This is a genomic window from Arthrobacter sp. ISL-95 (assembly GCF_018613695.1).
In the GTDB taxonomy this organism is placed as follows: domain Bacteria; phylum Actinomycetota; class Actinomycetes; order Actinomycetales; family Micrococcaceae; genus Arthrobacter.
This window is the reverse complement of record NZ_JAGGPR010000007.1, coordinates 1-24,689: the sequence shown is the minus strand read 5'-3', so window position 1 is coordinate 24,689 and position 24,689 is coordinate 1. Positions and strand designations below refer to the sequence as shown.

24 protein-coding genes and 1 pseudogene are annotated in these 24,689 nt (G+C 59.9%); 9 read left to right on the top strand and 16 right to left on the bottom strand.

Annotation, left to right across the window (positions count from 1 at the left end):
- Positions 1-57: 57 nt before the first annotated feature.
- The 3 genes from J7I86_RS11550 (at position 58) to J7I86_RS11545 (ending at position 1,791) form a co-directional block, all read left to right on the top strand.
- The gene (locus tag J7I86_RS11550) at positions 58-630 is read left to right on the top strand and encodes a recombinase family protein (protein WP_214819958.1); all 573 of its coding nucleotides are present in this window, start codon (positions 58-60) and stop codon (positions 628-630) included.
- Between the two features lie 293 nt (positions 631-923).
- A complete protein-coding gene (locus tag J7I86_RS22805) occupies positions 924-1,052 on the top strand; it encodes a hypothetical protein (RefSeq protein WP_286179693.1) in 129 nt (42 codons plus the stop codon).
- A gap of 121 nt (positions 1,053-1,173) precedes the next feature.
- The gene (locus J7I86_RS11545; protein ID WP_286179692.1) at positions 1,174-1,791 is read left to right on the top strand and encodes a DinB family protein; all 618 of its coding nucleotides are present in this window, start codon (positions 1,174-1,176) and stop codon (positions 1,789-1,791) included.
- 146 nt (positions 1,792-1,937) lie between these two features.
- Here the strand turns inward: J7I86_RS11545 and J7I86_RS11540 are convergent, their stop codons facing one another.
- From J7I86_RS11540 to J7I86_RS11505, 8 genes and pseudogenes are all read right to left on the bottom strand, one after another.
- Positions 1,938-2,150: a hypothetical protein gene (locus J7I86_RS11540; protein ID WP_214819955.1), complete on the bottom strand. Its 213-nt coding sequence runs from the start codon at positions 2,148-2,150 to the stop codon at positions 1,938-1,940.
- Between the two features lie 420 nt (positions 2,151-2,570).
- Complete coding sequence (locus J7I86_RS11535; RefSeq protein WP_214819953.1) at positions 2,571-2,828, bottom strand: DUF2188 domain-containing protein; 258 nt, start codon at positions 2,826-2,828, stop codon at positions 2,571-2,573.
- 135 nt (positions 2,829-2,963) lie between these two features.
- A pseudogene (locus J7I86_RS11530) lies at positions 2,964-3,350 on the bottom strand (SOS response-associated peptidase); the annotation flags it as partial.
- A 124-nt stretch (positions 3,351-3,474) separates the two neighbouring features.
- Positions 3,475-4,428 carry a hypothetical protein gene (locus J7I86_RS11525; protein WP_214819952.1) on the bottom strand — a complete coding sequence of 318 codons (954 nt, stop codon included), beginning with the start codon at positions 4,426-4,428 and terminating at the stop codon, positions 3,475-3,477.
- Positions 4,429-4,697: 269 nt separating this feature from the next.
- Positions 4,698-6,059: an adenylosuccinate lyase family protein gene (locus tag J7I86_RS11520; protein ID WP_214819950.1), complete on the bottom strand. Its 1,362-nt coding sequence runs from the start codon at positions 6,057-6,059 to the stop codon at positions 4,698-4,700.
- A complete protein-coding gene (locus J7I86_RS11515; RefSeq protein WP_214819948.1) occupies positions 6,056-6,988 on the bottom strand; it encodes a carbohydrate ABC transporter permease in 933 nt (310 codons plus the stop codon). Before J7I86_RS11515 ends, J7I86_RS11520 begins: the two co-directional genes overlap by 4 nt.
- Positions 6,988-7,947, bottom strand: a complete 960-nt coding sequence (locus tag J7I86_RS11510; RefSeq protein WP_214819946.1) for a carbohydrate ABC transporter permease — start codon at positions 7,945-7,947, stop codon at positions 6,988-6,990. The genes J7I86_RS11515 and J7I86_RS11510 overlap by 1 nt, the downstream gene beginning before the upstream one ends.
- A gap of 9 nt (positions 7,948-7,956) precedes the next feature.
- Entirely contained in the window at positions 7,957-9,330 is a 1,374-nt protein-coding gene (locus J7I86_RS11505; protein ID WP_214819944.1) for an ABC transporter substrate-binding protein, read from the bottom strand.
- A 207-nt stretch (positions 9,331-9,537) separates the two neighbouring features.
- Between J7I86_RS11505 and J7I86_RS11500 the strand changes: the two genes are divergently transcribed.
- Positions 9,538-10,548 (top strand): LacI family DNA-binding transcriptional regulator, encoded by a 1,011-nt coding sequence (locus J7I86_RS11500; protein ID WP_214819942.1) that lies wholly within the window; start codon positions 9,538-9,540, stop codon positions 10,546-10,548.
- A gap of 137 nt (positions 10,549-10,685) precedes the next feature.
- Here the strand turns inward: J7I86_RS11500 and J7I86_RS11495 are convergent, their stop codons facing one another.
- The 3 genes from J7I86_RS11495 to J7I86_RS11485 are packed head-to-tail and all read right to left on the bottom strand — an operon-like array spanning position 10,686 to position 14,424.
- Positions 10,686-11,114 carry a DUF6262 family protein gene (locus J7I86_RS11495; protein ID WP_214819940.1) on the bottom strand — a complete coding sequence of 143 codons (429 nt, stop codon included), beginning with the start codon at positions 11,112-11,114 and terminating at the stop codon, positions 10,686-10,688.
- Positions 11,115-13,250 carry a site-specific integrase gene (locus J7I86_RS11490; protein ID WP_214819938.1) on the bottom strand — a complete coding sequence of 712 codons (2,136 nt, stop codon included), beginning with the start codon at positions 13,248-13,250 and terminating at the stop codon, positions 11,115-11,117.
- Positions 13,237-14,424 (bottom strand): tyrosine-type recombinase/integrase, encoded by a 1,188-nt coding sequence (locus J7I86_RS11485; RefSeq protein WP_214819936.1) that lies wholly within the window; start codon positions 14,422-14,424, stop codon positions 13,237-13,239. The genes J7I86_RS11490 and J7I86_RS11485 overlap by 14 nt, the downstream gene beginning before the upstream one ends.
- Before the next feature lie 426 nt (positions 14,425-14,850).
- On the opposite strand from J7I86_RS11485, the gene J7I86_RS11480 reads away from it, so the two are divergent.
- Entirely contained in the window at positions 14,851-15,537 is a 687-nt protein-coding gene (locus J7I86_RS11480) for a hypothetical protein (protein ID WP_214819934.1), read from the top strand.
- 130 nt (positions 15,538-15,667) lie between these two features.
- Here the strand turns inward: J7I86_RS11480 and J7I86_RS11475 are convergent, their stop codons facing one another.
- Positions 15,668-16,435, bottom strand: coding sequence for a hypothetical protein (locus tag J7I86_RS11475; protein WP_214819932.1), 768 nt, complete (start codon positions 16,433-16,435; stop codon positions 15,668-15,670).
- Between the two features lie 53 nt (positions 16,436-16,488).
- Positions 16,489-17,262 carry a hypothetical protein gene (locus J7I86_RS11470; protein ID WP_214819930.1) on the bottom strand — a complete coding sequence of 258 codons (774 nt, stop codon included), beginning with the start codon at positions 17,260-17,262 and terminating at the stop codon, positions 16,489-16,491.
- 213 nt (positions 17,263-17,475) lie between these two features.
- Between J7I86_RS11470 and J7I86_RS23095 the strand changes: the two genes are divergently transcribed.
- From J7I86_RS23095 to J7I86_RS11450, 4 genes are all read left to right on the top strand, one after another.
- Positions 17,476-18,687, top strand: coding sequence for a tyrosine-type recombinase/integrase (locus J7I86_RS23095; protein WP_309476710.1), 1,212 nt, complete (start codon positions 17,476-17,478; stop codon positions 18,685-18,687).
- On the top strand, positions 18,680-20,899 hold the full coding sequence (locus J7I86_RS23090) for a site-specific integrase (RefSeq protein WP_214819925.1): 2,220 nt from the start codon (positions 18,680-18,682) through the stop codon (positions 20,897-20,899). The genes J7I86_RS23095 and J7I86_RS23090 overlap by 8 nt, the downstream gene beginning before the upstream one ends.
- Positions 20,900-20,902: 3 nt before the next feature.
- Positions 20,903-21,088, top strand: a complete 186-nt coding sequence (locus J7I86_RS11455) for a hypothetical protein (protein ID WP_214819923.1) — start codon at positions 20,903-20,905, stop codon at positions 21,086-21,088.
- Positions 21,089-21,318: 230 nt separating this feature from the next.
- Entirely contained in the window at positions 21,319-22,491 is a 1,173-nt protein-coding gene (locus J7I86_RS11450) for a hypothetical protein (RefSeq protein WP_214819921.1), read from the top strand.
- Positions 22,492-22,687: 196 nt separating this feature from the next.
- Here J7I86_RS11450 and J7I86_RS11445 read toward each other — a convergent pair whose 3' ends face one another.
- The 3 genes from J7I86_RS11445 to J7I86_RS11435 all read right to left on the bottom strand — a co-directional run bounded on the left by J7I86_RS11445 (position 22,688) and on the right by J7I86_RS11435 (position 24,317).
- Positions 22,688-23,392, bottom strand: a complete 705-nt coding sequence (locus tag J7I86_RS11445) for an AbiV family abortive infection protein (protein WP_214819919.1) — start codon at positions 23,390-23,392, stop codon at positions 22,688-22,690.
- A gap of 168 nt (positions 23,393-23,560) precedes the next feature.
- Entirely contained in the window at positions 23,561-23,806 is a 246-nt protein-coding gene (locus tag J7I86_RS11440; protein WP_286179690.1) for an SOS response-associated peptidase family protein, read from the bottom strand.
- Between the two features lie 76 nt (positions 23,807-23,882).
- Positions 23,883-24,317, bottom strand: coding sequence for a hypothetical protein (locus J7I86_RS11435; protein ID WP_214819917.1), 435 nt, complete (start codon positions 24,315-24,317; stop codon positions 23,883-23,885).
- Positions 24,318-24,689: the final 372 nt, after the last annotated feature.

Sequence of the window (24,689 nt, the reverse complement as noted above, 5' to 3'; positions counted from 1 at the left end):
TATGACCCGCCCGCAAAACTGCCCGGTGAAGGTGCCCTAAACGCTACACTCGTTGGCATGCTCATCGGATATGCCCGCGTCTCGACCACCGCCCAGGATCTGACCGCGCAGCGGGACGCTCTCGCGGCCGCCGGCGTGGACCCGGATGCGATCTACGTCGATCACGGATTCACCGGCACGCAGCGTGAACGTCCCGGGCTGGGGAAAGCCCTCGCGGCATGCCGGAAGGGCGACACCCTCGTTGTAACCAAGCTCGACCGCCTCGCCCGCTCACTGCCCGACGCCAGGGACATCGCTGATGAACTCACCCGCAAAGGTGTCGCCTTGAACCTCGGCGGCAGCATCTACGATCCCCACGATCCGGTAGGAAAGCTGCTGTTCAACGTGCTTGGAATGGTCGCCGAGTTCGAAGCCGACCTCATCCGCGCCAGAACACGGGAAGGCATGGCGGTGGCCAAGTCCAAAGGCCGGCTTCGCGGAAAGCAACCGAAATTGTCCAAGGCCCAGGAAACTCACCTCGTGAACCTGTACCGGGGTGGGGTACACACCACCACCGAAATCGCGGAACTCTTCGGCGTCGCCCGTTCCACCGTCTACCGAGCCCTTCAACGTGCAGCGCCAACCGCCTGACCTCCAGCCAGCGAGACCGCGCATCGTGAACCTGGTCCTTCGGTGTTAGCACTTTCGTGCAGGCGACTACCGAGCAAAATGACTTTTTGTGCAGGGGACTTTGGACACCAGAGTGTCCATACCCGACTGCACTACCCCCGTAATCGCAGGGATGTCAGTGCAGTCAGCGGTCGTCTGCACTGCGATTGTGGCCGAAGGCGGATCGGCTGACGGGACGACTTCGAGACCGGCTTGCTGGAAGCTGTGAGCGCCATATTCGGTCCTAAAAGCAGCGATTCCATTAGCCTGCGAGTATGAGCTCTCGTGGAATCTTCATTGCTGCTCTTCTGCTGGTGGTCATCGTGGTTGTCGTGATTATGGCTTGGGCAAGCTTCGGTGACCGGCCAAGCCCGGTGAGCTCCACGGAAGGAGCTCCTTCATAGGTGCCCGATAGCCGATCCCTTGGCGGCCACTTAGGCGTGGACAGTCAGCAAATGCCCCGAAGGCGAACATCGACCGTGAGTAAGCGCCTCACGCTATCTCGTGGAGTATAGGCTCCATGTCATGATGACCAACCAGCGCCTCAAGCCACTGCTCGAACAGTACGACTGGGCGACGGAACGACTTCTCACTCGCCTCTCGGGGCCCACCAGCAACTCGGGTGATGACAGCGACGTCGACGTACCGGTACTGACGGACGCCGAGTACCTCTGGGAACCGGTCGACGCGTGCTGGTCGATACGAAGGCGCGCCGATGGGCCCGGACCGGGCGCCACCAAGCTCATCGGCGCGGGTGAGTGGGGGCGAGACGGCGCCCCCGAAAGTCCGTGGCCTCCGCCCCTCACGACGATCGCCTGGCGGCTTGACCACATCTCCGAGACGCTGTTGGGCCGATCCAACCACCTCGGAGGCGACCGAACGTTCGATCGAGCGACGTACGAATCACGACCAGATGCAGCCGGCGCTATCGAGAGGTTCCGTCAGGCCGCATCCGACTGGCGCCGGGTACTACTCAGTGTTGATGAGTCCGACTATGACCGGACCGGGTTAAGCAGCTACCCGTACGGCAGCGATGCCGAGGAGACGTTTCCGTCGATCGTGTGGTGGGAGAACCAAGAGATACTGCACCACGGAGCCGAGATCGCGCTGCTCCGCGACCTCTACGTTCACCACACTCGGTAGCGACGAGCGCGCACCGCTCAGCTGGCGGGATCGGTGGGGTCAGCTCCTCGTCCAACCACATACTGCCGCACATGAGCCCATTCTTCCCAGAAAAGCACCAAGAATAGGAGGTCCGCTAACGGCAGCGATTGGCTAAAGTTTTGCTGCTACTTATCGGCCCAGCGTTCGTGTGCGGCTTGGCGGCTGATCCCCGCGGCGCGGCCGATATCGGTCCAGGAAGCGCCTGCCGCTTTCGCGGCCGCGACGGTCCTATCCAACCGATGACCGGCCTGACGGCGCTCCTTGGCGGCCTCCACACCAAGGATCGCTTCGGACGGTGCGATGTGGGCGTGCCATTCCTCGTGGATGGCGCCCTCCACCCGGCCAGAGACGAAGGCTCCGTCCCCCGGGGGCAGGTATTCCCTTGCGGACGTCGAAATCAGCTTCGGAAGCCGCGCTGACCCGCTGCCATAATTCTCCCTGCCATCCGCATTCGCACGCGCCGCGCCAATTCATGATCAGATCGTCAGGAACGATCTCCTGATCTGGAGCGTCGTCCCCTGCTGGTTCGTATTCGCCTGTGATCCCGTGGACCAGCATTTTCTCGCGGGTCGAAGAGGCCGAGAGCCGCCCGTCGGGCGCGATGCCAGCAACCCAGCCCTCATGTTTGTAATCGTTGGAGATCCAGCCCATAGCCCAACCTTCCTGTCAGGGTGTCCTGACAGGAAGTCTCTCAGGAACCTCTGACAATAAACAGGGCAACCCCTAGGGGCTGTTCAGGGCCGGGTTCCTGATCGGGTTTAGTGTTTGGTGTCCTTGGCCGGTGACTCGTTCTTGGATCCTGAGTGGCTGTCGCTGAACTTGCCGTCCTTGTTCTGGATCCGGACTTCGCCATGGCCCCGGCCGGTGTTCTCGACGATTTCCTTGGCCCTCTTCTCAGCGGCCTTTTTCGTGGGCTCGTGAGCTGAGACCCGTTTGGCGTCTTCTTTCTTGACGTCCCAGCCACCGCGGTCGCTGTTGGGGACTACATACCGGTCGTTGTCGTTGCCTTTGGCCATTTCGATCCACTCCTGGAAACGAGGTGAACTGATGTTGCGCCCAGCCTAACGGCCGGTGCATATACCGCCCCACTATAAGTGCGGGCTTGTCGGCAATCGTGACGCGAAAACTGATAGTTTCGTGCCCTAGGTCCCTTACTCCGCCGGTTGGATCAGTTCGGGGCCGTTGTTGCGGACGCTGTTTACGCGGGTGCTGACAATCCGGGGTGTCAGGGTCGGTTCCGGCAGGGAGTTGAGCAGGTGTTGGACGTCGGCTTTGTCGGTCAGGTCCGGGTCGAGCCATTCCGCGAAGCTGTCTTTAGGGATGATGACCGGGGAGCGATCGTGAACGTGGCCCAAAGCGTCCTGGGTCGTTGTGGTGAGGACTGTGCAGGTCAGCATCCAGCGTTCCGGATCATCTTCGGGCAGCTCCGGGTCGGGCCAGAACTCGTACAGCCCGGCGAATCCCAGCAACGGCTCCTTCTCGGAAAACAGATAGTTGGGGACCTTCTTGCCATCCTCGGTTTTCTGCCACTCGTAGTATCCATCCGCGGGCTTATCCGGTAGGTCCGATTGCCCGACCGGTGTTTGCCCAGCTCAGAGCGTTAACTACGCGTCTTCAACGAAGCTGTCGGCCCGAGGCACCACAGAGGCAACGACGTCCCAACTAGTTAAGCCCGCTAATGCCCTGTTGCATCATGGCGTTCAGAGCGTCAACGCCACCTTGAACGGTTCCAGTCGCTGCCAACTCCGTCAGCTTCAGGAGCAGGGCTTTCACCTTTCCCGTGCTGGGAGCTTCTGAGTGGATCTCGTCCTCAACCTCCCGGACGATGGTCTGTGCCTCCATGGTCACTTCCTCGGAGGCACCAATAACCATCGGGTTCAACATAGCGCGGACGGAACCTAGAACCTTCTCAATCTGGTCGATCTGGCCCTGAGTCAAGGTGTTCGATTGTCTGACGTTAGAACTTGCCACGGCCACGTTAACACCCTGGGAGTCGCTGATATTGATTTCGTTCACTGTCATCCCTGCTGAAGTAAGCGCTTTGTTGACCGACTGCTCAGTCTCTATGACCCGAATGCCTTTAGTTGTGATTGCTGGCCTGGCCAACTCTCCACCGAAAGTCTCGATACCCTCGATATAGTCTTCTGTCAGCAGCCAAGTTGCAGCACGCCCCAGTTCTTCCTCGGAATACTGATCTCCCAAGTACTGATTGCTCGGGCTGGTGAGAAAATCGCTGATTCCTGAGGCCTCAACGCCTTGGAGGTAAAGGTCATAGAGCCAGTTGAGAACGGCGTCTCGTATCTCCTGGGCTCGCCGACGGCGGTTGCCCTTTAGCTGGCTGAAATCTTCGGCCGCATCAACGCCAGCCTGGACGATGACGACGGTCTGAATCCCAACCAAAGAACGTTCAAACCAGATCCAGCCGCGCTCTTGGAGAGCTTCCAGGTCGTTAGAGATGACCTGTTTATCGAACCCCCATCGCTCCGGCTCTTTGTAAAGAAGCTCGACCCCTACCTGCCGATTAGAGTCCACCGGTTTCAATTCGGTTAACGCGGACATGAGGATCAAATGGCGCAAACCCGTGCTTGTCTGAGCGATTTCTTCAACAGCCGGCATCTATGTTCCCTTCGATTACGTCCAGTCGTGACACTGTAGCTGGCAGCGCCGACTAAACTCGTCGATCTCGAATGGAGGCGCTCGAAAAGTGTCGTTAGGAGACACTGCGGGGAAGTACGGCGGTGTCTCCGTTATGCCAAACCTGCTCAGTACAGGTCCCCGAAACGGAGCTCACCCTGTTCTACGTGCTGAGAACTGGGGTGCCTCGCTGGCTGGAATGCTGCTAGCAAGGCGACCCACCTCCGGGGCGGATCCGTCAGTTCTGTCCGTCATCGTCCAGCCAGCATCTGGTCAGCCCGTGCTGCCGTCTCGTGGGCCAGTTGTGCGCTGAGTCCGGCGTGGCGGGCCGGGTCAAGGAGCCGACCCAGGTCCTCTTCCGCGAGCACCTCAGTGATCCGTGTGTCCTTCCGCAGCACCTCTAGGAAGTCCCTGCCCGTGGTCACAGCTTCCGTGGCCGCATGGTGGACGATGTCGTGTGCTTCCTGCCGTCCCACGAACCCAGCGAGGCTCATCATCATGGCTTCGGCTGAGATGAGGCCGTGCGTCAGGGTCAGGTTGTCCTTCATTTTCTCGGGGAACACGTGTATCCCTTCCAGGAGACTCCCCAAGAGATTGAGTGTTTCTGTGCCGTGTACTGCAGCCGTCATGATGGCGTGGTCCATGAGAGCAGAGCGGGCACCGTCAACTTCATGGGACTGGATCATGGCTTCCAGAGCCATGGGAGCGGCCGCTTGCACGATGGCCGCGTTGGTTACGACCCCGCCGCCCAGCTTTGGGTTCCGTTTCTGCGGCATGGTGGAGCTTCCGATGTCGCCGGGCGGGATTTCTTCGCTGAGCTCGCCGAACTCGATGGCCATCAGGCGGGACACTTCCCCGGCGATCTGGCTTGAGGACGCGGCCATCAGAGCCAGGACGGACACAAACTCAGCGAAGTGGTCCACGATTCCCCGCCCGGGAACGGCCATGGGGAACAGGCCCAATTCCAGGGCTACGAACTCCTGAACCTTTGGCCCCCGCTCCCCGAAGGTGGCGAATGTTCCGGCTGCCCCTCCTGTCATGGAAACGCCCAGACGGGGACGCAGCTCGTCGAGACGGGTCAGGTGCCGGAGCATGGGGTCCAACCAGCAGGCTGCCTTGTACCCGAACGTGATCGGAACAGCCTGCTGCCAGTGTGTCCGGCCAGCCATGAGGGTGTCCGCATGGGTACGGGCCAAGTCCGCCAGCGCCTGGATGACGCGGACAGTCTGTGCCTCCACAACATCCAGGGCCTTGATGATTCCTACGGTGTCACCGGTCTGCTGAATGTTCTGCGTTGTGGCGCCCCAGTGAACCCAGCCGCCGGCCTCAGGCCCGGTGACACGGGACAGTTCCCTGATGAGCGGGACCATAACGTGGCCTGTCACGCCTTCTTGGGCATCGAGTTCGGCTTCGTCCAAGAGCTCTAGGCGGGCGCACTGCACGATGGTCCGGGCGGCGTGCTCCGGGACGATGCCGAGCCGGGCTTCGGCTGTGGCCAGTGCCGCTTCAACGTCCAGCCACCGCTGGCGTTTGCTTTGTTTGGTGAACAGGTCCCGGACTTGCTCGGTGGCGGTCATGCTGGGCGCCGCGTTGAGCGGGAGCGTGTTGGTCATTTGTCGGATCCTGCCGTCAGGCCTTCGCTGAGGAGTCGTTCGCTGCCGAAGAAGAGGATGATGATCGGCAGGGTGAGAATCACGGAGCCTGCCATGAGCACCGTGGTGGGGACTTCGAGGCTGCCTGAGAGTTGCGCAAGACCAAGCGATACCGTCCATTTGTCTCGGTCTTCTACCAGGAACAGCAGTGCGAAGAGGAATTCGTTCCAAGCGATCATGAAGACGAACAGGGCGTTGGACATGATGGCCGGTCCGGCCAGGGGCAGGCTGATGCGGAGCATGGTTCCGATCCGTCCCAGGCCGTCCAGGGCTGCGGCTTCCTCGAGGCTTTCGGGGATGGTTTGGAAGTAGTTGCGGAGCATGAAGATGGAGACGGCTATGGTCTGCGAGACGTAAACGACCAGCAGCACACCGACGGCGCCGCGAAGCCCCAGCCTCGTGAAGAAGACAAACAGCGGGACGGCAAGCAGGATGCTGGGGAACAGGTACACGGCAAGGAACAATGCGCTGATTTGCCGGCGCCCGAAGAATTGCAAACGGCTTACGGCGTAGGCGCCGGGAATGGCGATCAACAGGGTGAGCGCAACGGTTCCCAGAGCGACCAGTCCGCTGGTGATGATAAAGCCGGTGAAGCCTTGGCCGCCGTCGGCTACGGAGGCGAGGACGCTGGTGTAGGCGTCGAAGCTGATTTCGGCGAGGTTGGGCCAAATGCGGGCTGGGTCGGAAATGAGCGACCCGATGTCCCGCACGGAGAGGGTGATCATGTAATAGAACGGGAACACCGTCACCACCAGCAGCCCGACGATCACGAGCCAGCGGAGGATCCGGAAGAGTTTGGTTTCCGCGACGTCCCGTGAGAAGTGCCGTTTCCGCGGCGGTCGGGCGGCCGGGCTGCTCGGACGTATGGGGGTTTCCTTCATGACGGTCATCAGGCCACTTCCTCGTCCTTGACGGCGAACTTCATGTAGATCAGGACCATCACGGTCAGGATGGCTGCCAGGACCAACGCCTGGGCTGAGGCAGAGCCGATGTCTCCGCGTCCGATCAGGTAGTTGAAGACGCCCACGCTGACCACTTCGGTGCCGGCCCCGCCACCGGTGAGGAGGTAGACGTCGTCGAAGTTGTTGAACGTCCAGATGAAGCGGAGCACGCTGAGCACGGCGATGGTGGGGAGCAGTTGCGGCAAGATGATGTGCCGGAACATTTGGGTTGGTACGGCCCCGTCCATGCGGGCCGCTTCCTCGATGGACTTCGGTACTGCCAGCAGCCGGGCCGTTACGAAGAGGAACACGAAGGGAAAGGTACGCCAGATTTCGAAAGCGATCACGGTGAACAATGCGGTCGGTACCGGGATCGTCAACCCGAGGATTTCGACGTCGCTTGTGCGGGTGGTGAGGAAAGAGACGGGTTGGTCCCAGCCCAGTGCACCGGTCCCCCATGCGTTGACGACGCCGAACTGTGGGTTGAGCATGGTCTTCCAGACGAAGGCTGCGGCGACGACGGGTGAGACGTAGGGAAGCAGCATGGCGGCTCGGACGAGGGTGCGTCCGCGGAAGGCGTTGCGGAGGGCAAGTGCTGCCATGAGGCCAACGACGATTGCTCCGCCGGTGCCGAGCACCGAGTAGGTGAGGGTTGTGCCGAGTGAGGACCAGAGTGCTTCGGAGGTCAGGACATTGATGAAATTGTCGAGTGTGTAGTTGCCGAACAGGTTGGCTCTGCGGATTTGGATGAGGCGCACGTCCTGAAAGGCGAGCATGACGGTCCAGAGGATCGGCAGAACGACCAGGACGAGGACGATGATGACGCTGGGTGAGACAAGGGCGATACCGGCGCGGGCTTGGCGGCGGCTGACGCTTCCCTTGCGCCGGAGTGTTGTTGTGGTGCTCATGATGGTCCGTTACTTGAGAGTGGACTGGATGGTGCGTGCGGTCTCGGCTGCGCTCTTGGCAGCTTCCGGGCCTGTGGTGCTGCCGGTGACCATGGAGTTGATGGCCTTGGCCACGGGCTGCTCGGCCAGCAGTGCACCAGCCAGTGCACCCTGGCCCTGGGGAACTGCCCAAAGGGTCATCTTCTCGGGCGAGGAGCTCAGCTGGTCAATCACGGATTGCGGGTAGTAGTCGGACAGCGGGGCTTTGGTGGTGGTGCCGGACGGGAGTGCCTTCCAGGCGTCCACGTAGGCTGTCGGCTTGTCCTTGGTTCCTTGGCGGGCCGGGACCTTGCCTTCGGGGGCGAAGGCGAGCCAGCGCTCGTAGCCGTCGCTCATCATGTACTTCACGAAGTCCGATGCTGCGGGTGCTGCTTCAACGGGGATGGCCCAGTTGACCTGGGAACCGAACTGCGCCGGTGTCTCACCGCTGGGGCCTTTGAGGGCGGTCACGACGCCGGTGTTCTTGGCAAGGTAGCCAGGGTCTCCTGCGCATTCGGCGCAGGAGGGCAGCATGTCCTTCCGGAGGCCCGCCAGCTCGTCGAGGATGAACGAGGAGAACATGGTCATGGCTGCCCGGCCGGAGAGGTAGTTGGACCGGGCCGTGTTGGTGTCTTGCTCGCCCGGTACCGAGTATTTGGTCATGAGTTCGCGGTAGAAACTGAAGGACTCGACGCACTCAGGGCTTTCGAGGCCGATCTTCTTGTCCTGGTCGACCAGCTGGCAGCCGTTGCCCAATGCCAGGTGTTCGAAGGTTTCCTGGTTGGTGGTGAAGCCGGAGAACCCGACCCGGCCCTCGCCGGTGAGCGTTTGGGCTGCCTTCATGATGTCGTCGTACGTTTCGGGAGCCTTCAGGCCCGCCTTGTCGAAGAGGTCTTTGCGGTAGACGAGCACCGAAGCCCACGAGTCGGAAGGAACAGCGAGTTGCTTGCCCTCGATGCTTGCCAGTTCCAATGAACGGGGGGCGAAAGTTTCCTTGCCGAGATCGTTCACGACCTTGGTTGCGGCTTCGCTATCCAGCAAGTCGTTCGCCTGCAAGGCCCCGACGCCGGGCAACCCCAGTCCACCCACAACATCGGGCAACTCCCCCGACGCCGCAGAGGAGACCAGAAGCTGGTTGTACTGCGCCTCGTCAATGGCCACAATGTCCACCTCGACACCGGACTGCTTAGTGAAATCCGCCGCGATCTGCTTCTGGATCTCCACCCGGTCCGGCTGACGCTCCAACGTCCATACCGTCAACTTTTCGTTGTCGCCAGGTTGTTCGTTCCCGGGCGTACAGGCCGAAAGCGCCAGCGCTCCAGCTACAGCCACGGCTGCTGCAATATGCCGCTTCTTTGCGTTCATCAGAAATCTCCTCGTGGTGGGAATTTGATCAATCGATCTAGCACCTATGGGAGCATGTGTGATGAATCACTGTCAAGCAAGCATTGGAATTCTTACCGCTGGGTGCAGCAGATGTACTGGAAATATGCTAGATCGATATATCCTTGTTCTAGCAGCTGACATGGAACAATGACCGGAAGAACTGACTTTCGCAATGAGGAGGTAGGCGTGGCTGGACCCGTAACACTGCAGGACGTCGCGGACCACGCAGGTGTCTCCCGGGCCACGGCATCACTGGTCCTGCGGGAAACCGGGCGTGTTTCGACGCAAACCCGCCAACGAGTCACCGAGGCAATGTCTACCCTCGGTTACGTCTATAACCGAGGCGCTGCGTCGCTTCGGACGCAGACGGCGAACACTATCGGCGTCGTGGTGACCCACATAGCCAGCCCTTTCTTCGGCGAAGCCATTCACGGACTCGAAACCGGGCTGACTGACTCCGGATACCTGCCCCTACTGGTCAATACCGACGATGACCCCGGACGCCAACAGGATGCGATACAGAAACTTCGTGAGCATCAAGTTGCCGGCCTGGCGCTGGTTCCAGCAACAGGGACAAAACCTTCACTCATTGACCAACTCCGGGCTTGGAACATGGAGCACGTTCTGGTTAGCCGGTACATCAAAGACGTCGATGCCCCGTATGTCGGTGCAGACGACGTTGTCGGTGGCCGTTTGGCCGCGACGCACCTGATCGAGACCCATGAAAGCAGCTCCATCGCATACCTCGGCGGCCTCCCGGCGATCATGTCACGAACGGACAGGACCAACGGCGTGAAGCAAGCGATGGCCCGGCACGGCCTGGATCCTACATCGCTTGTCGACGTCCCCGGGGCGGTCACCGGCGCCGGCGGCCTTGAGCTCGGCCAACACCTCATCGCTTCGGGCCTGCCCTTACCGGATGGCATCATCTGCCATAGCGACAGCGTCGCGTTCGGCCTCTACCGTGCTTTGCGGATCCATGGCCTCGGCACAGAAACCCGTGTCATCGGTTACGACAACATCGGCGGCGCCGCCCTCTGGGAACCCCCACTCACCAGCGTCGCCACCCAAGGCGAAGCCCTAGGCCGGCGCGCAGCACGAATGCTGCTCGAACGCATCAAAGAACCCGGCGCGCCAACATCCATCGACAAAACCATCCCCGAACTAGCCATCCGCCAGTCCTGCGGCTGCCCCTAACTCCCTGAGCACCCGTGCGCAGGCATGTAGAAAGTGGGACACCCGAGACGAGCGGCTCCGTTTACCGGCTTGACCGCGGTCGTTCATTCGTGCCAACGTCCGTGTGCCGGAAAGGACTTTCACTCCTCCTTCTTGGATTACGCAGAGTCGGCATGCGGGCGGAGATTCTGACGCCGGAGTTGGAGGATTTGACCGTGGGCGGCTGCGAGGGCAGCTTCGAGTTCGGCGATCCTTTTACGGTTGGTCGAACGTTCGTGGGCGAGTTTGGCGGTGAGTGTGCTGACGATGCTGCTGATGTCGGGATACTGCGGTTCGCGCCGTGAAGCGGACTGCGTTCGTGCGGCGGTGGGCAGAGTTTTGTCACGGAGTTCCATGATGCGTTCACGCAGGTCGATGGTGCGGTAAAGGAAGTCTTTGGACACGCCTGCTTCTGCTGCCACGGTGTGGAAGGTGATCGGGCGGCCGGTTTTGAGGAGCCTTCGCAGTCCCTTCTCGGCGCGGACCAGGGCGGCATCGCGTTTTGCCTGGGCGGCCCGCCGGAGATTGTCGGTGTTGCCCTTGGCCATCTACCCGGTCACCTGACGTGGTGCCCGGTGAATGTCGGACTCTGTGCGTGCCGGAGTGCCAGCTCCGGCCACGGGGGCTATGCCGCGTGCAGGGTCTTTGATGGCCTCAACGATACTTCCCAAGGCACGCTGTTCTCTGCGACGGAGGGTCAGCCACACATGGTTTTCACTCATTGGCTCACCAGTTCGTTGTTGGTGGACCTCCTGGCGTTTCTCGACCAGGGTATCCAGTGCAACCAGCTCTCCCTCATGGACGCTGAGGAAGCGTTCGTCCGTGACGAACAGGTCGCACGTCAGGCACGCGTTGCCCTTGCCGCAGGTCTGGGCCGGCGGGAGCGTGCACCACCCGTTGGGCAAGACCCGGTCCGTGCGGGCGTCAAGAGCCATGAGCTCGTAAAGGTCCTCCGAGGACATAACCGGCTGACTGCCCTCCGCTGTGAGCTTCCGGTACTTGATGAATTCCGCTTTGGCCGTTGCGTCCAGGGTCTGGGCGTAGTGCATCGTCATCTCGGGGGTGGTGTGGCCGAGGTATCGCTGAACGACGTGAAGCGGGACCCCTGCATTAAGCAGGTTCGTGGCCTTGGTGTGCCTGAAGTTATGGGTTCTGGCGAGTCTGAGTGGTTGATCATTTTCGTCGCGGATGTCGGCAAGATCAACCAGCTTGCGCAGCTGCGTGCGGAAAACATGGCTGCTGTAGGGGCGTTGACCGTGCAGGTTGTTATGGCTCCGGATGAACAGATACTGCGGAGGCTCTGTTATCTGGCTGCGGTGAAGGTGGTCTTTGAGCCAGCGCTGTTGCTCTGCAATGATCTCAATTGCCTCGGAATCGATGAAGATCGTTTCGGGTGCTCCGTCGATCTTGGTCTGCTGGTAACGCAGCTTGGCGATCCTCTCCGAGCCCGGGTCCTCCGCCCCAGGAACCGGTATCAACGGATTCACGTCGATCATGCAGATTTCGCTCGCACGGCGACCTGTCGCGATGAGCAAAAGGAGGATCCGCATCGCTTGGGGATCTCCCAGACCTCCGTCCGACCTTGAAAGCCCCAGCAATGGTGCGTGCAGGGCGATTTGAGACATCGTGTGCTCGGAATAGAGCCGGGTTTCGTCCAGCGGCTCTTTCTTCGACTTCCGCGGGAGGTCACCTGGTCGTATGAGGCGAAGGTAGTCCGGGGACAACGTGGTCCAGCGGGCGTCGATTCCGGCCTGTGCAGCGTCATCGGCATGATCGACCATGAACTCATACAGTCCCCGGACGGCTGCGACGATCGAGGAAATGCCGGACTGCTCGCGCCAGCTGCCGCTTCGGGTTTTGAAGGCACTCTCCGAAAGGAAGTCGAGCATCAGGGCTCGCCGTTCCCGGGCATCCCTGGCCAGCAGCGGGGTGTCGACACCTCGACGGGTGAGGAACCTGCCGAAAACTTTGATCCCGTTGTGTCTCTGCAGCACCGTTCCCCACGCGATGTCACCCCGTTCCAGCTCGGTCTTGACGAAGAACATCCCGCCCTGCCGCAGCCAGTCTGGTGCAACTTCGTGCCAATGGATGGCGTCTGTCTTGGGCGGGACGTTTCGCCCCCACGGGATGCGGGAGTCCAATTCCAATGACCAGACTTCCCGTTTCCACCAAGGGCCGTCGTCGTAGGCAAACCACAACAACTTCGAGGCCCGGTCCAGCGGGCCGGTAATGGTTCGCAACGTTGAGGGGTTGGGCAGCGCCCGGGTTCTTTTCGCCCAGGAACTGCTGAGCTCTTTCCGCCATTGGGACAGCGTGCGGTCCATCAGGCTTTCCCCATCCTGTCCATCTGCCTTCAGCCGGCGGGAGGTCTCTGCCAGTTCCCTGACGAGCAGTCCCAGCGGCGAGCAGGGAACACGGCCGCCACCTTGAACTATGCGCCAGATGACGTACTGCATTTCCCGTTGCATCACCGGAGGGAGCCCGTCCAGATGAATATTGCCGATCTTGGAGTGGTAGTAAGCGAAGAAGGGCAGATACTGCGCCGGGATCGTGGTCCGGGTGTAGTGCAGTAACCGCATATCCAGTGGAACCTGGTTGCCCAACGCCTGGTTGGCCTCGGCCGTGAAAGGATTTCTGCCGTTGAGGCTCAGCGCCTCCAGAGTTCGCGCGTCAGCCGATTTCATCCTGGACCCTCCATCGATTCGTTAGTCTCTGCCAGTCGGCAAGGGATCGAAGTTCCTCGTCATCGGTGACCCAGGCATACAGATCCAATGTTGTCTGAACGTCAGCGTGCCCGAGCCGCCGGCTCACCACATGGAGCGGGGCACCAGCCAAGAGCATTGCCGTGGCATGGGTATGGCGGAACCAATGAGGCGTCCAGTCCGGCGGCACCGCAGAGCCCAGGGCCCGGCGAATACGACCGACGCGTTTATAGACGGTTTCCGCCCTCAGGGGCTTGAACTCGTGCCCCCGCCTGAGGTTGACGAACACATACGCCTCATCCATCGATGACGCAACCAGATCCATTCCCGCTTCACACAACAGCCAGACGTATTCGGCGTAGAGCCTGTCCAGACCATCAGAGATATGGATCTTGCGGTACCGGGAGCCCTTGACCCGCAACCCGTATGGGTGGTCATCGCGCGGCGCGACCTCGAGGTAGGGGTTCTCCCCACGCCCGGCATGCCAGTCCCGATGCTGCAAAGACAGTGCTTCGCCCAACCGAAGCCCGGTCTCCTCCAACAAGGTGAAAAGCAAAAGGTCCCGGACAGACCCGTCCCACTCCCTCGTCTTGGGATCGAACCGACCACAGCGATCCTTGATCGCATCGATCTGCCGAACCGTCAAGACAGGAGCGCTGGACCGTCGCTTCGGGACGCTGACCGATGCACTGCGGCGCAGGCCACGACTTGTATGACCCAGAAACGGCAGATACGGACTCCGGGACGGACGATCGGAGTAAACGATCGCCCCGAAGTCGTACCCGCGCCACTGATGGAAAGCATAGAAGGAACGCACGCCCTGAACCCTCAGGGCAGCAGTCGAAGGAGCAATCCTGGACGACGTGGCGGTCCCGCTAAAGAGAGCCACCTCTGGCGGAAGGCCCGTACGAATCCATGCCAGAAAGGCCGACAAGTCCTCAAGTTTTACGTGGTCCCAAGCACGCCCCCGAAGTCCCAGAAACTCCCACCACAAGCAAAGAGAGCGGGCGTAAGACTTAACGGTGTTGGGAGAATGGCCGGTCTGCCTCAGATGCTCGAAGTAGAGCTCTATTTCCGGAACCGGAAGGAAGTCGTCTCCGAGAACAGTCCATGTGGTTTCTGCGCCATCGCTTTGAACCCGCTGGACTCGCACCATAGATCAGCTCCCCCATCCCACTCCCCCATCAGCTTCAGGTGCGGAAGCCAACTCAAGTCGGACTAAAGGTGAACGACGAACGGAAAGCTGCGGACCGGCCGATGAAGACGAGTACCGGATAGCTCCGTCCTCAACAGAGCAACCGTGCCATCAGTCTCTGTCGAAGACGTTAAAGACCGACTGAAAGCTGTACCGGATAAGCGGGAACGATAGCTCTGCATTTGACTGCGGCTGACCGGAAGGAGGGCTTCTCCAGGATTGATTCACTGCGAGCATTTATAAGCCTTGTTAACTGCACTAAGTGACCGCGTACCGTCGAAACCCTCGGCGTACTTTCGTTCGAACCGTCCTGTGTAGGCTTGGTGCTTCGGCCTCACGCAGGTGGTGACCGTCGAGTTAGGCTCTCTGCGAAAGGAACGAGAAGTTTTGACTACTACGGATGAGGTCCAGGAATTCCTGGACGGACGAGGTTTGCCCTCGGCGGTAGCTGCAGTAACGCCTTCAGGGGCGCAGGCTCTCACTTGGGGGCCTGAGCTGACCGGTACCCAGTTGTGGCAGGTTCAAGTAGAGCTGACGGGGACGCTGCCGGGCTGGCACGTTATCGCCTACGGGGTAGAGCCCTCCGATCCAGAGGAGCTCGCCGAGGAGTGGGATGAGCAAGGTCCCGAGTCCGAAGAACTCCCAGACCTCCTTGACGCTGACGCCGAGAAGCAAGCACTGCACGAATACACGGTCGACGCTGACGCAAGCGAGGGCCTCGACAGCGCACCCCAGCAAGTGGTCCTGCCCGCGGACGCACCAGTGGTCAGCATTGGCGTAGGCAACCTAATTGCCGTCGAAGTCGAGAGCCCAGGCGACGTTGTTCACTCCGTCGAATGGGAGGGAGCTGACAACCTCGGCACCCGAACGGAACTGGCCGTGCTCCTGCGCCGGTGGAACCGCCTTGCAGGTGCAGTGCCTTTGCACCTCTCGGACACGAACAACGCCACCATGGTCCTGGCCGTCCCGGACTTGCCCTGCATCGAAGCCGAGCTGCAGCAGGCCTGCGACGAAGTCACCATCCTCGCCACCGGCCCGAACAGCAGCCCCATCGTTGAACTGTGGTGGGACTAGACACGTAGCGCGCCTGCCCGCGTGGGTTTCTCACATCGGTGGACGGCCCAGACCCAGCTGCATAAGGTGACAAGCGTTTAGCGTGTAGACCTGTTCGCGGCTCTGGCGGCTCTCTCGGACTGAAGGTCTGTCAGCGGCGAGTTTTGGGTATGGTCCGGTTCTCCCTGCCCGCGCGGGCTTCTGCCAGCGTGAGTTGAGGGACTGCAATATTTACGTGGGTTTCGACTTGGATGCCGCTGCCATAGGGTGCGTAGAAGGCTTCCTCAAACGGGGCAAGACCTAGTTCTCGGCAGTACTCGACGAGCATTTCGTGCGTGAAGCGGTCTGTTTTACGAGGCATTTCGTAGGTGGCTGTGTGCTCGAAATCAAATGGGTCGCCAATGGACTGGAAGTCCCACTTGTCATTGTTGATGAGGCTAACGGAGCGAAAGACGTCTCCTGGTCCGGCAATGCGTAAATTCCTGTTGCCGTAGCGTCCTTGATGCTGTTCGTAGCTTTTCTTATCGAGAGTATGCGGGACTTCGGCGATCATTGCGGTCCTGATACCGTGCTTTCGGGCGAACTGAACGTCCAGAGCGGAGCTGAGTTCCTGGCCTCGGGCTGAATTATCGACAACAGCTGTCCATTCCGGATTGGCTGTCTCCAGGAACAACGTCCGGTGCCCGAAGCCAAGAGGCAACAGTGATGACAGGAGTTCCTCCAGAGATCCTGTCAACCGGGTCATGGCCACGGATGTCCTGATCTCTGAAGGTCGCGTTTCCTCCCACTCCTGCCATATCCGTACGGCGTCCTCCATGGACGCTTTGATGAAGGAGACTGTGCTTGTTACTGGCGCCCAGGTGTTCCTGAGGAGTAACTCTTCGGCCAGATTGTCACCCTTTGTGTTGCTAACAGGCACGAGTGGTCATCCTAACTTTGTCTGTGCGGGAATCCTTAGACACCCGGCTGGTACTACAGCTCGCGTTCGGTTCTCGGCACATCGCGGTTTTCCTTCCCTGCACGGGCCTCTGCCAGGGAGTAACCGCGCTCTGGTCCAGATTCGGGGCGAGGACCCACCATGATTCCACGGCCGTTTGGGACGTAAAAGTCTTCGTTATAAGGGTCAAGGCCAAGATGCCGGCAGTAGTTAACGAGCATCTCATGGGTGAACCGGTCCGTCGTCCTGGGCGAGGCATAGGCCCCGGTGTCCTCGAAATCCAGAATTTCGCCGCCCCTGGCGAATTCCCATCTGTCGCTGTTGTTCAGGAAGACACCGGTTTTGGCGTGTCCCGGTCCGAGTACGATGAAGCTTCGGCCACCGTAGCGGCCACGCCATTGAGGGTAGTTTTTTCGGTCAAGGGTGTGCGGGATCTCGACCACGATCACAGATTTGATTCGGCGGTTTTGCGCGTACTCGACCGTTAGCATGGAGCTCAAGTCTGGCCCCGTGTAGGCATTGTTGTTCACCGCAAGTGTCCAGCTGGGATCTAGGGTTTCCAGGAAGAGGGTCTTGGCTCCGGCTGCCAAGGGCAACATGGTGTTGAAGTGTTCCTCGAGCGAGCCGGTATGTTCATACAGCCCGACGTTCCACTTGGGGTAGCTGGCGGCGTAACAGTCATGCCAGACCTGGGCAGCTTCCTCCAACGGAGCATTGATGAACGACAGCGTGTTCGTCACCGGCGCCCACCGGCTACCCAACAACAACTCGGCCGCCAGCTTGTCAGCCTTGGTCATACGAACGGGCATTGGTCGGTTCCTCTTTAGAGTTGCGATAAAAGTACTAGGACAGACTCATCCACTGAGGATTGCCTTCTGTAAGGGTATTGAGTTGCCCCGGCAACTGCACGTCTACCTTCCACTGGAGCGCTATGGGCTGAGTCGTCACACCGGCTGCATAACCTTGCCATTCCTTCGTGTGCATCAAGCGCGTAGTGGACATTTGGGGTTAATGCTCCGGCCATGTCTCGGCGGGAGACTTGCCTTGTGGTCCTTCACGGCAATTCTCCAGAGCAGGAAAATCCTGAACCGGCCCGCGTTGGTAAGGTCGTGGTGTCGGGCCGCCAGGTCCCTCCCTACGTACTTCTGGATGCTGCCGACGCCGAGGTGGCGCCCGTGACGGAATACTTGACCGACTTGGCGCTAAGCGACATGAGCGCCCTGACATGCAGAAGCTATGCCTTCGATCTTCTTCGCTGGTTCAGGCTTCTTTGGGCAGAAGGCACCGACTGGGAACGCGTCACCGGCACACAGGTCGGATCCTTGGTCGCCTGGATGAAAAGATCTGAGAACCCCCAAAGGAACCATATCGCCACTGCCAAAGGCACTCAGGCAGTGAACATCCGCACTTTCAAGCCGTCACTTGGCCCAGGCTATGCACCACGAACCATCAACCATGTTCTAAGCGTCGTTAAAGGTTTCTACGACTTTCATGCCCAACATAGCGCAGGCCCTGTCGCCAACCCTGTGCCGTCAAACGATAACCTGCGACGAAGCCGCTGGACCGGGTCGGGGTCCTTTGCTCTGCCGCGTCGGGGCCGTTTCCGCCAGCGAGTGCCCCATCAACAACCTCGGGCAATTCCTGATCATTTATGGGACGAGCTGTTCGCCTCAATGGGTTGTCCTCGCGATAGGGCGTTGCTTTGCATCTACGTTTCAAGCGGCACACGAGCCAACGAGCTCTTATCTGTGACAGTTGGGGACGTCGATTGGGCGAGCCAACTGATTCACGTCGTCTCCAAAGGAACGCGAGCCAGGGACGTCGTACCCGTTTCAGCGGAAGGGCTCCGATATCTGGGTGACTATCTGCAACAGTCCCCTGCCCCAGCGACCTCACCCTTATGGCGGACAAGACGAGGGCCTGAGCGCGCCCTGACTTACAACGCCGCCAGACGTGTGATCCAGCGGGCCAACGACAAGCTGGGGACCAATTGGACACTCCATGACCTGCGGCATACAGCAGCAACCCGGATGGCAAATGATCCTAACCTGACCTTGTCAGAGGTAAGGACTGTCCTTCGTCATGCTCACATCTCCACAACCGGCTTGTATACGGGGGCGAAGGTGGAGCACCTGGTCGAGCGGCTCCAGGAGCATTACTCCCGTCCAGCTCAAACCCGCCAATACGCCGCAACCTACGACCCTGACGACATCGCAACGGTGTTCGGTGGCTGATCGCACAGGAACTTCACTCATCCTGGATACCAAGGTCTTGGCCGCCGTCCAGGACCAAGCAAAACCGGAATTAGATCTTCCGGCCAGGTGGTTCGGGGACCTCTCGTCAGCGGCCGCTGACACCATTGCCGATACGGCCTTAAGGATTTGGCCACACGTCAGCGAAGACGTTCAAAAGCAACGTCATTCCTCCGTACGCCTGATCCTCACCCACTTGGCAGATCACCCAGGGCAGACCTGGCAACAACGCTGGGAGGCCAGCGGCCTCAACAGAAAAGACCAACGTGTAGGAGACCTTGAAGGGCTCCCCGGAGAAAGCCGCGGCGGGCGGAGGGAACGACTCACCAGGGGCTTCAGGATGATCCTGTGCATGAGACTGATTCGTCCAACACTGCCGGCATTGACTTCCAACAGAGTAATCCGCCTAGCCGACACTCTCCGGCAGGCCGAAAGAGACCCAAGACTCGACGAGTTCTTCAAACGCGTGGCAGCCTCACACCATTCCGCAGTCTCGAAACGCCATGCGCTCCACGACGTCGCAGCAACCCTCCTCACACAAGGATTGTCTTTCGCCCAGCTGACACCAGAGGCGCTGCTGCGCTACGGGCTGGAGAACATGGAACTCATCAAGAACAGACGGTCCTCCACTGACAACCGGTTGGTGGGAAAGACCGCCTGGTCCGTACTTTGCGCTATGGGTCAATTCCCTCCGCTGACTCCTCCGACACCGCGGGCATGCCTGGGGCAGAGACAGCTCACATCGGAGGAACTCGTGGACAGGCACGACATCAGGAACCAGCCAATACGCCTACTCCTCATTAACTACCTGGAGCGTAAGCGCCAGGGCCTGGACTACAGCACCATCTGGGCACTCTCCCTCAGATTGAGCGGTCTTTTCTGGCAGGAAATCGAAAAACTGTCTCCAGAGCAGACCGATTTGCGCATCCCAGTGGAAATTTACCAACGGTGGAAAGCCGGCCTACAGGTCCGGGGCGATGGCGGTCCCCGAAAGGCACCGGAACATGTCCTCGCTAGCGTTCGATCCTTCTACCTCGATCTGCGCGACTGGGCCATGGAGGAGCCCGAACGTTGGGGCATCTGGGTCGTCCCCTGCCCCATCGCAGCCACAGAACTGCGCGGCATGAGCCGAAGGGCCAAGGAAGCAACCCAACGAATGGCAGGACGAACACGAGAAAGACAACCCCTGCTGCCCGCCCTCGTCCAACACGTCGAAAGCAGGCTCACTGAAGTTCAATCGCTGTTGTCCGCAGCCTCCAATTCAGAAAACGGACAGTCGATCCGCCACGGCGGCCGCCAATGGCAACGGACCAACACCCAGCACGACCGCCAAGCTGTCACCGCAGGTGTAACGCATGTTCGGGTCCGGGATACGTCGACGGGCGAAATCAGAAACCTCGGCATCGAAGAGGACTTGGCATTCTGGACGTGGGCCTCCGTCGAAGTCCTGCGACATGCCGGCGTCCGAATCGAGGAGATGCTCGAGCTGACGGAGCTAAGTATCCGCCAATACCAGCGGCCCAGCGGCGAAGTCATTGGCTTACTGGTCATAGCTCCATCCAAGACCGACAGGGAACGGGTCGTTCCGATGTCAGCGGAACTTTTCCATGTCCTGGCCAGCATCCTCCGTCGCCACCGTCGCAACGCTCAGAGAACCCGAATAATCCGACGATACGACCCACACGAACGCATCTGGTCAGAACCTCTGCCCTTCCTGTTCCAGCGGACCCTGTCCGGCGGCGGGGTCCTCGGTGCCGTCGGCGTCAATCAAATGCTCCAGCGCACCTGCCGAGACCTAGGTAAAACCAACCCCGCATTCAAGGACGTCGCCTTTACCCCACACGACTTCCGCCGAATCTTCGCTACGGATCTGATCAACGCTGGTCTGCCTATCCACATCGGCGCCCGTTTACTCGGGCACGTCAATCTTCAAACCACCCAAGGCTATGTAGCTGTCTTCGAAGAAGACACGGTTCGCCACTATCAAGACTTCCTCGCCCGCCGCCGGCAACAGCGTCCGACCGAGGAGTACCACGACGTTTCAAGAAACGAATGGGCTGAATTCGAGGAACACTTCGACAAACGCAGAGTGGAGCTCGGATCCTGCGCCCGTCCCTACGCGGCCCCATGCAAACACGAACATGCATGCATCCGGTGCCCGATGCTGCAGGTCGATCCCAGGATGTACCCCTGACTCTTGGAACTCCGGGAAGATCTTCAGCAACGACGGGAACAGGCACTCGCCCAAGGCTGGCGGGGCGAGATCGAAGGCATCGACCTGACACTCCGCCTTCTGGAGGAAAAGATTCGCCAGACCACCAAAACACGCGCCAATGCTGCCATGAACCTTGGGATGCCATCCGTGCCGACAACCGGCAGGTAGGTCACTCAGACTCAGAATCCGCCGCGGGAAGCAGCTTTACGACCGTCCGAGTTCAATGGTTCATTGGCCGCGAATCATTTGGTTCCGAGAAGTCTGGCAAAAGGGGAAGATTATCATCATGGACTTCAAGCCTTCTCTAGCCATAAGGGAAACGGTGCATCGCCCGGCGCTGGGTCAACTGCAGTCGCCCCGCCCTGTTGCCTCTAAACCGCTACTGAAAGGAAGCCACCGTGTCCTATGACTTCCGGGTGTACTCATCCGCGACTATCGATGCCGGCACTCTTGCGGGCGTCGTGGAGTCAAGCTCAGGTCTGAGGATAGGTTCCGGCGCGGCGTTGGAATCGTTGCCCATGTTCATTCCTGTCGAGCTCCACAGTAAGTACGCCTTCACCATTGACGGCCCCCAAACCGAAGATGCGAACGATGTTCCGCCCGAAGTAACGGCCGTTGCGTTGGGCATCGGCTACAGCTACGAAATCTCGATTGAGGGAAATGACCCCGGCACTACCCCGCTGGCCTGGCGGTTCGTGAAAAAGCTGGCCAAAGCAACAGCTGGCGTCGCAGTGGACTTACAAACAGACGAACTATGGCCTACAGCTTCCTCCCGCAAGTTCGCGAAGCCAGCCAAGGACGCAACGATCGATTTGGTCTCTATCAGGTGGTACTACCTCCTTGACCAGGCACCTAGTGACCTAATCCAGCAGTTTGTGCAATCCTCACGAAAATATCTGCCTGAAGCTCTGCCCAAGACCTACACTGCCGGGACCCGCCGACCGGAACCTTTCAACGGGGACGACGAAGCATTCGCAGAGGCCTATGCCGCCGAACCTCTCTGGGGGGTCCATGCTCTGGCCACCCCACCCGTCCTCAACTTCAGCTTCGAAGGCCCAGACGAATATAAGGAAAGCGATGTTCGGATGGTGATGATGGACGTGGATTTGGCGGCGCTGCATGATCCACGATGGCGGGAAGCCCTCCGGCGTTTCTTCATCGAATTCGCAGATGCCTCTAACAGCTTCTTTGCCAGCGCCGAAGTGGCTCGCGGCTTCTTCTGGAGCGGCCGGAAGGTCCGGGGTCACCCCAGCACAACTGAGGCAGCGTTCACCTGCCGCTGGGCGGGAACATGGCGCGGTCTCCGCGAATGGCCCCAATGGTGGACCTGGTTCTCGGGACCATACAAGGACCTCGTCCAAGACTCTCTAATCGGCGAAACCCAAAAACGTGGAGACGGCATCTTTCATGCCCTCTCCACGGAACCCAGGAACCGCGATGAACTCTACGCAACAATGCCGGTACCCGGCACCACCTGGATCCCGGCCGAACTGACATTCGGCAACCAATCCGGCCAAGCTCACGTATTCCCCGAAGGGCTCGTCAAAACCCACACGCCTCCGAGCGCCTGAGTCTCCCGAGGCACCCTTCGACAAGCCCTTTTGGGACCCGCTAAGACAGACGCGCCGGCCAGGGTTAACCCTCACCATCCTCCGGATGTCAGCAACCCGAGGACTGGTTTCCGGCGGTGTGTCCGTAAGCCCTTCCTTCACCGAGTTCTCGAATGATTCCGTTGTACTAACCCCGCTGGGTTGAGGACGAGTTCGATTAGTCTTGAGCGTCCCCGTTCTTGCTCATGCGCTTCATGAAATCGGTGAATAATTCAGGGTCCGAGTAGGGCATGACTGCCCAGTGCAAATGTTCGGCCGAGTCGATCAGACTGAGATCTGCGCAGTCCTGCTGCCGCGTATGATCCTCGATCAAATGCATCTGGATTACTTTCGCTGCGTGCTGAATGGCGTCAGCCACGCCATCAGCCGGAACATTTAGAGGTGACGCGACAACGTCGCCTGCTCGATCGACGTAGAAGCCTGCTTGCTTGTCCAGATTGCGTTGTTTGGCTGTTGCCTCAAAGGTGGCCAAATCCGGAAGTTGGAAGTACTCCGCTCGACGGCTCGGGTCCCAAAAGCCACCGAGACCTGATGCGAACTGCTCGGCCACTTGCAACTTTTCCGAATGAGGTCGGCGTGCGGTGCGAAGCCCTTCAGGCACCCGGAACTCTCGCGCTGGCCTGGGCGCCTGGCCATAGAGCCCGAGCGGCGCAGTCCACTCCCACTCCGAGGCCTCGTAGAGCCAACGCGCCTTCGCCAGCTCCGCGATCGCGAGGACGAGAAGCGACTGGGCCCTGCCCGGGCTTTGGTGGCCAGCAAGAAGTGCGGCGTCCTCAACCAACGCAACCGCATTCTCCATGAGCGACTTCCACCACCGGCGAGCAAATTCCGCACCGATTTCCTCAATTTCAGCTTCAGCCATGTACTGATTATCGCGTGAGGTGCTTACGTGCGACTCATGCCCTGATCATTCAACTGGAACCGCGCGATGTTCGACGACACCACTGTTTGTCGAGGCGCTGAAGGCGCCCTAACGCTTCCCGGTCCCACTTCCGTAGTAGTGGGATACACAAATCGGAACAGACAAAGTTCAGTTAGTGCAGAGAAGCTTGGATCCGATCTTGGTGTCCTTCGCCCAGGACGGCACCAGACCCCACTTGGCTACCAGCAGGCGCCGGTCAATGGTGCCTTCGTCCAGGCGTTCGGCCACGATCGGCACGTTCTGGGTCGGGGCGACGTTCCAACTCGGGCCCGGCGGGCTGCCTTCAACTTCCTTGGCCTCAAAGTGGCTCAGAAGGTCGCTTGTTGCTTTGGACATCACGTATCTGCCGCACATGAGCCCATTCTGCCTACAAAACCGTCAAAACGGAGGCGTGCGCGGCTTGGAATCATCGTGTATCGGCATCCAACCGTCAGTGGTCGGTCTGGATAGCAGCCGTCCAGTGGGGGATGGGGTTGCGTTTCCAGAAAGGGGCCTTGTTCAGGCTCATCCCCTCAAGAACCTCGTTGATTTGTCGCGGTGCAGCTGCGGCAACGATCTTGTGAGCATCCGTGAGAGTCCCACCCATCTGTTCGAGGACGGCCTTGGTCATGAAGGAAAAGGCCAGAAGGTCGATGTCAGCCTCCGGTGGCAGGCTGCCGGACATTGTGATGAAGTGAAGGCGAAAGGCATCAGGGGCGGTGAAGATGATGACTATCTCGCTGCCTTTCCGCAATGACTTCCTTGCCAGCTTTGCCACCCACGGACCGGCGTCCGGGTACTGTTCGAGGATTGCACGAAGCTCCCCGACCCACGCCGGGGCTCCTGGGTTCCGTCCTGAGTTATCGCGTCCGGCGTTGGTGTCCATACTCAATCATTACCTGTCGCTGATTCTCCCCTTGCCCTGGCTCTCGATGATGAGCCTGGGGCCAGTGCAGTCAAGCCCGCTACCCGCACGCGTGTAAATCGGTTCCGTAGTCGCTGCAACCCGCCTGCGGCTTGCGTGACCTACAAGGTAGGTCCCGAACCAACCGCAAACCGGGATCCAATTCAGAGCGTCCAAGTGCGACTTGACGAGATTTCAGAGAGTGGCTATATTTTTTTCTCGTAAGAAAAAGAGAACGGAAGTTCCCCCGCTCAAAGTAGCTGTAGTTGCCTGTTTTAGGGGGAAGCACCGTTGCAGTAACATCTGGTCGTCGACAGCTTGAGACGAGCAGAGCAGTACCAGCAGTACTTGGTC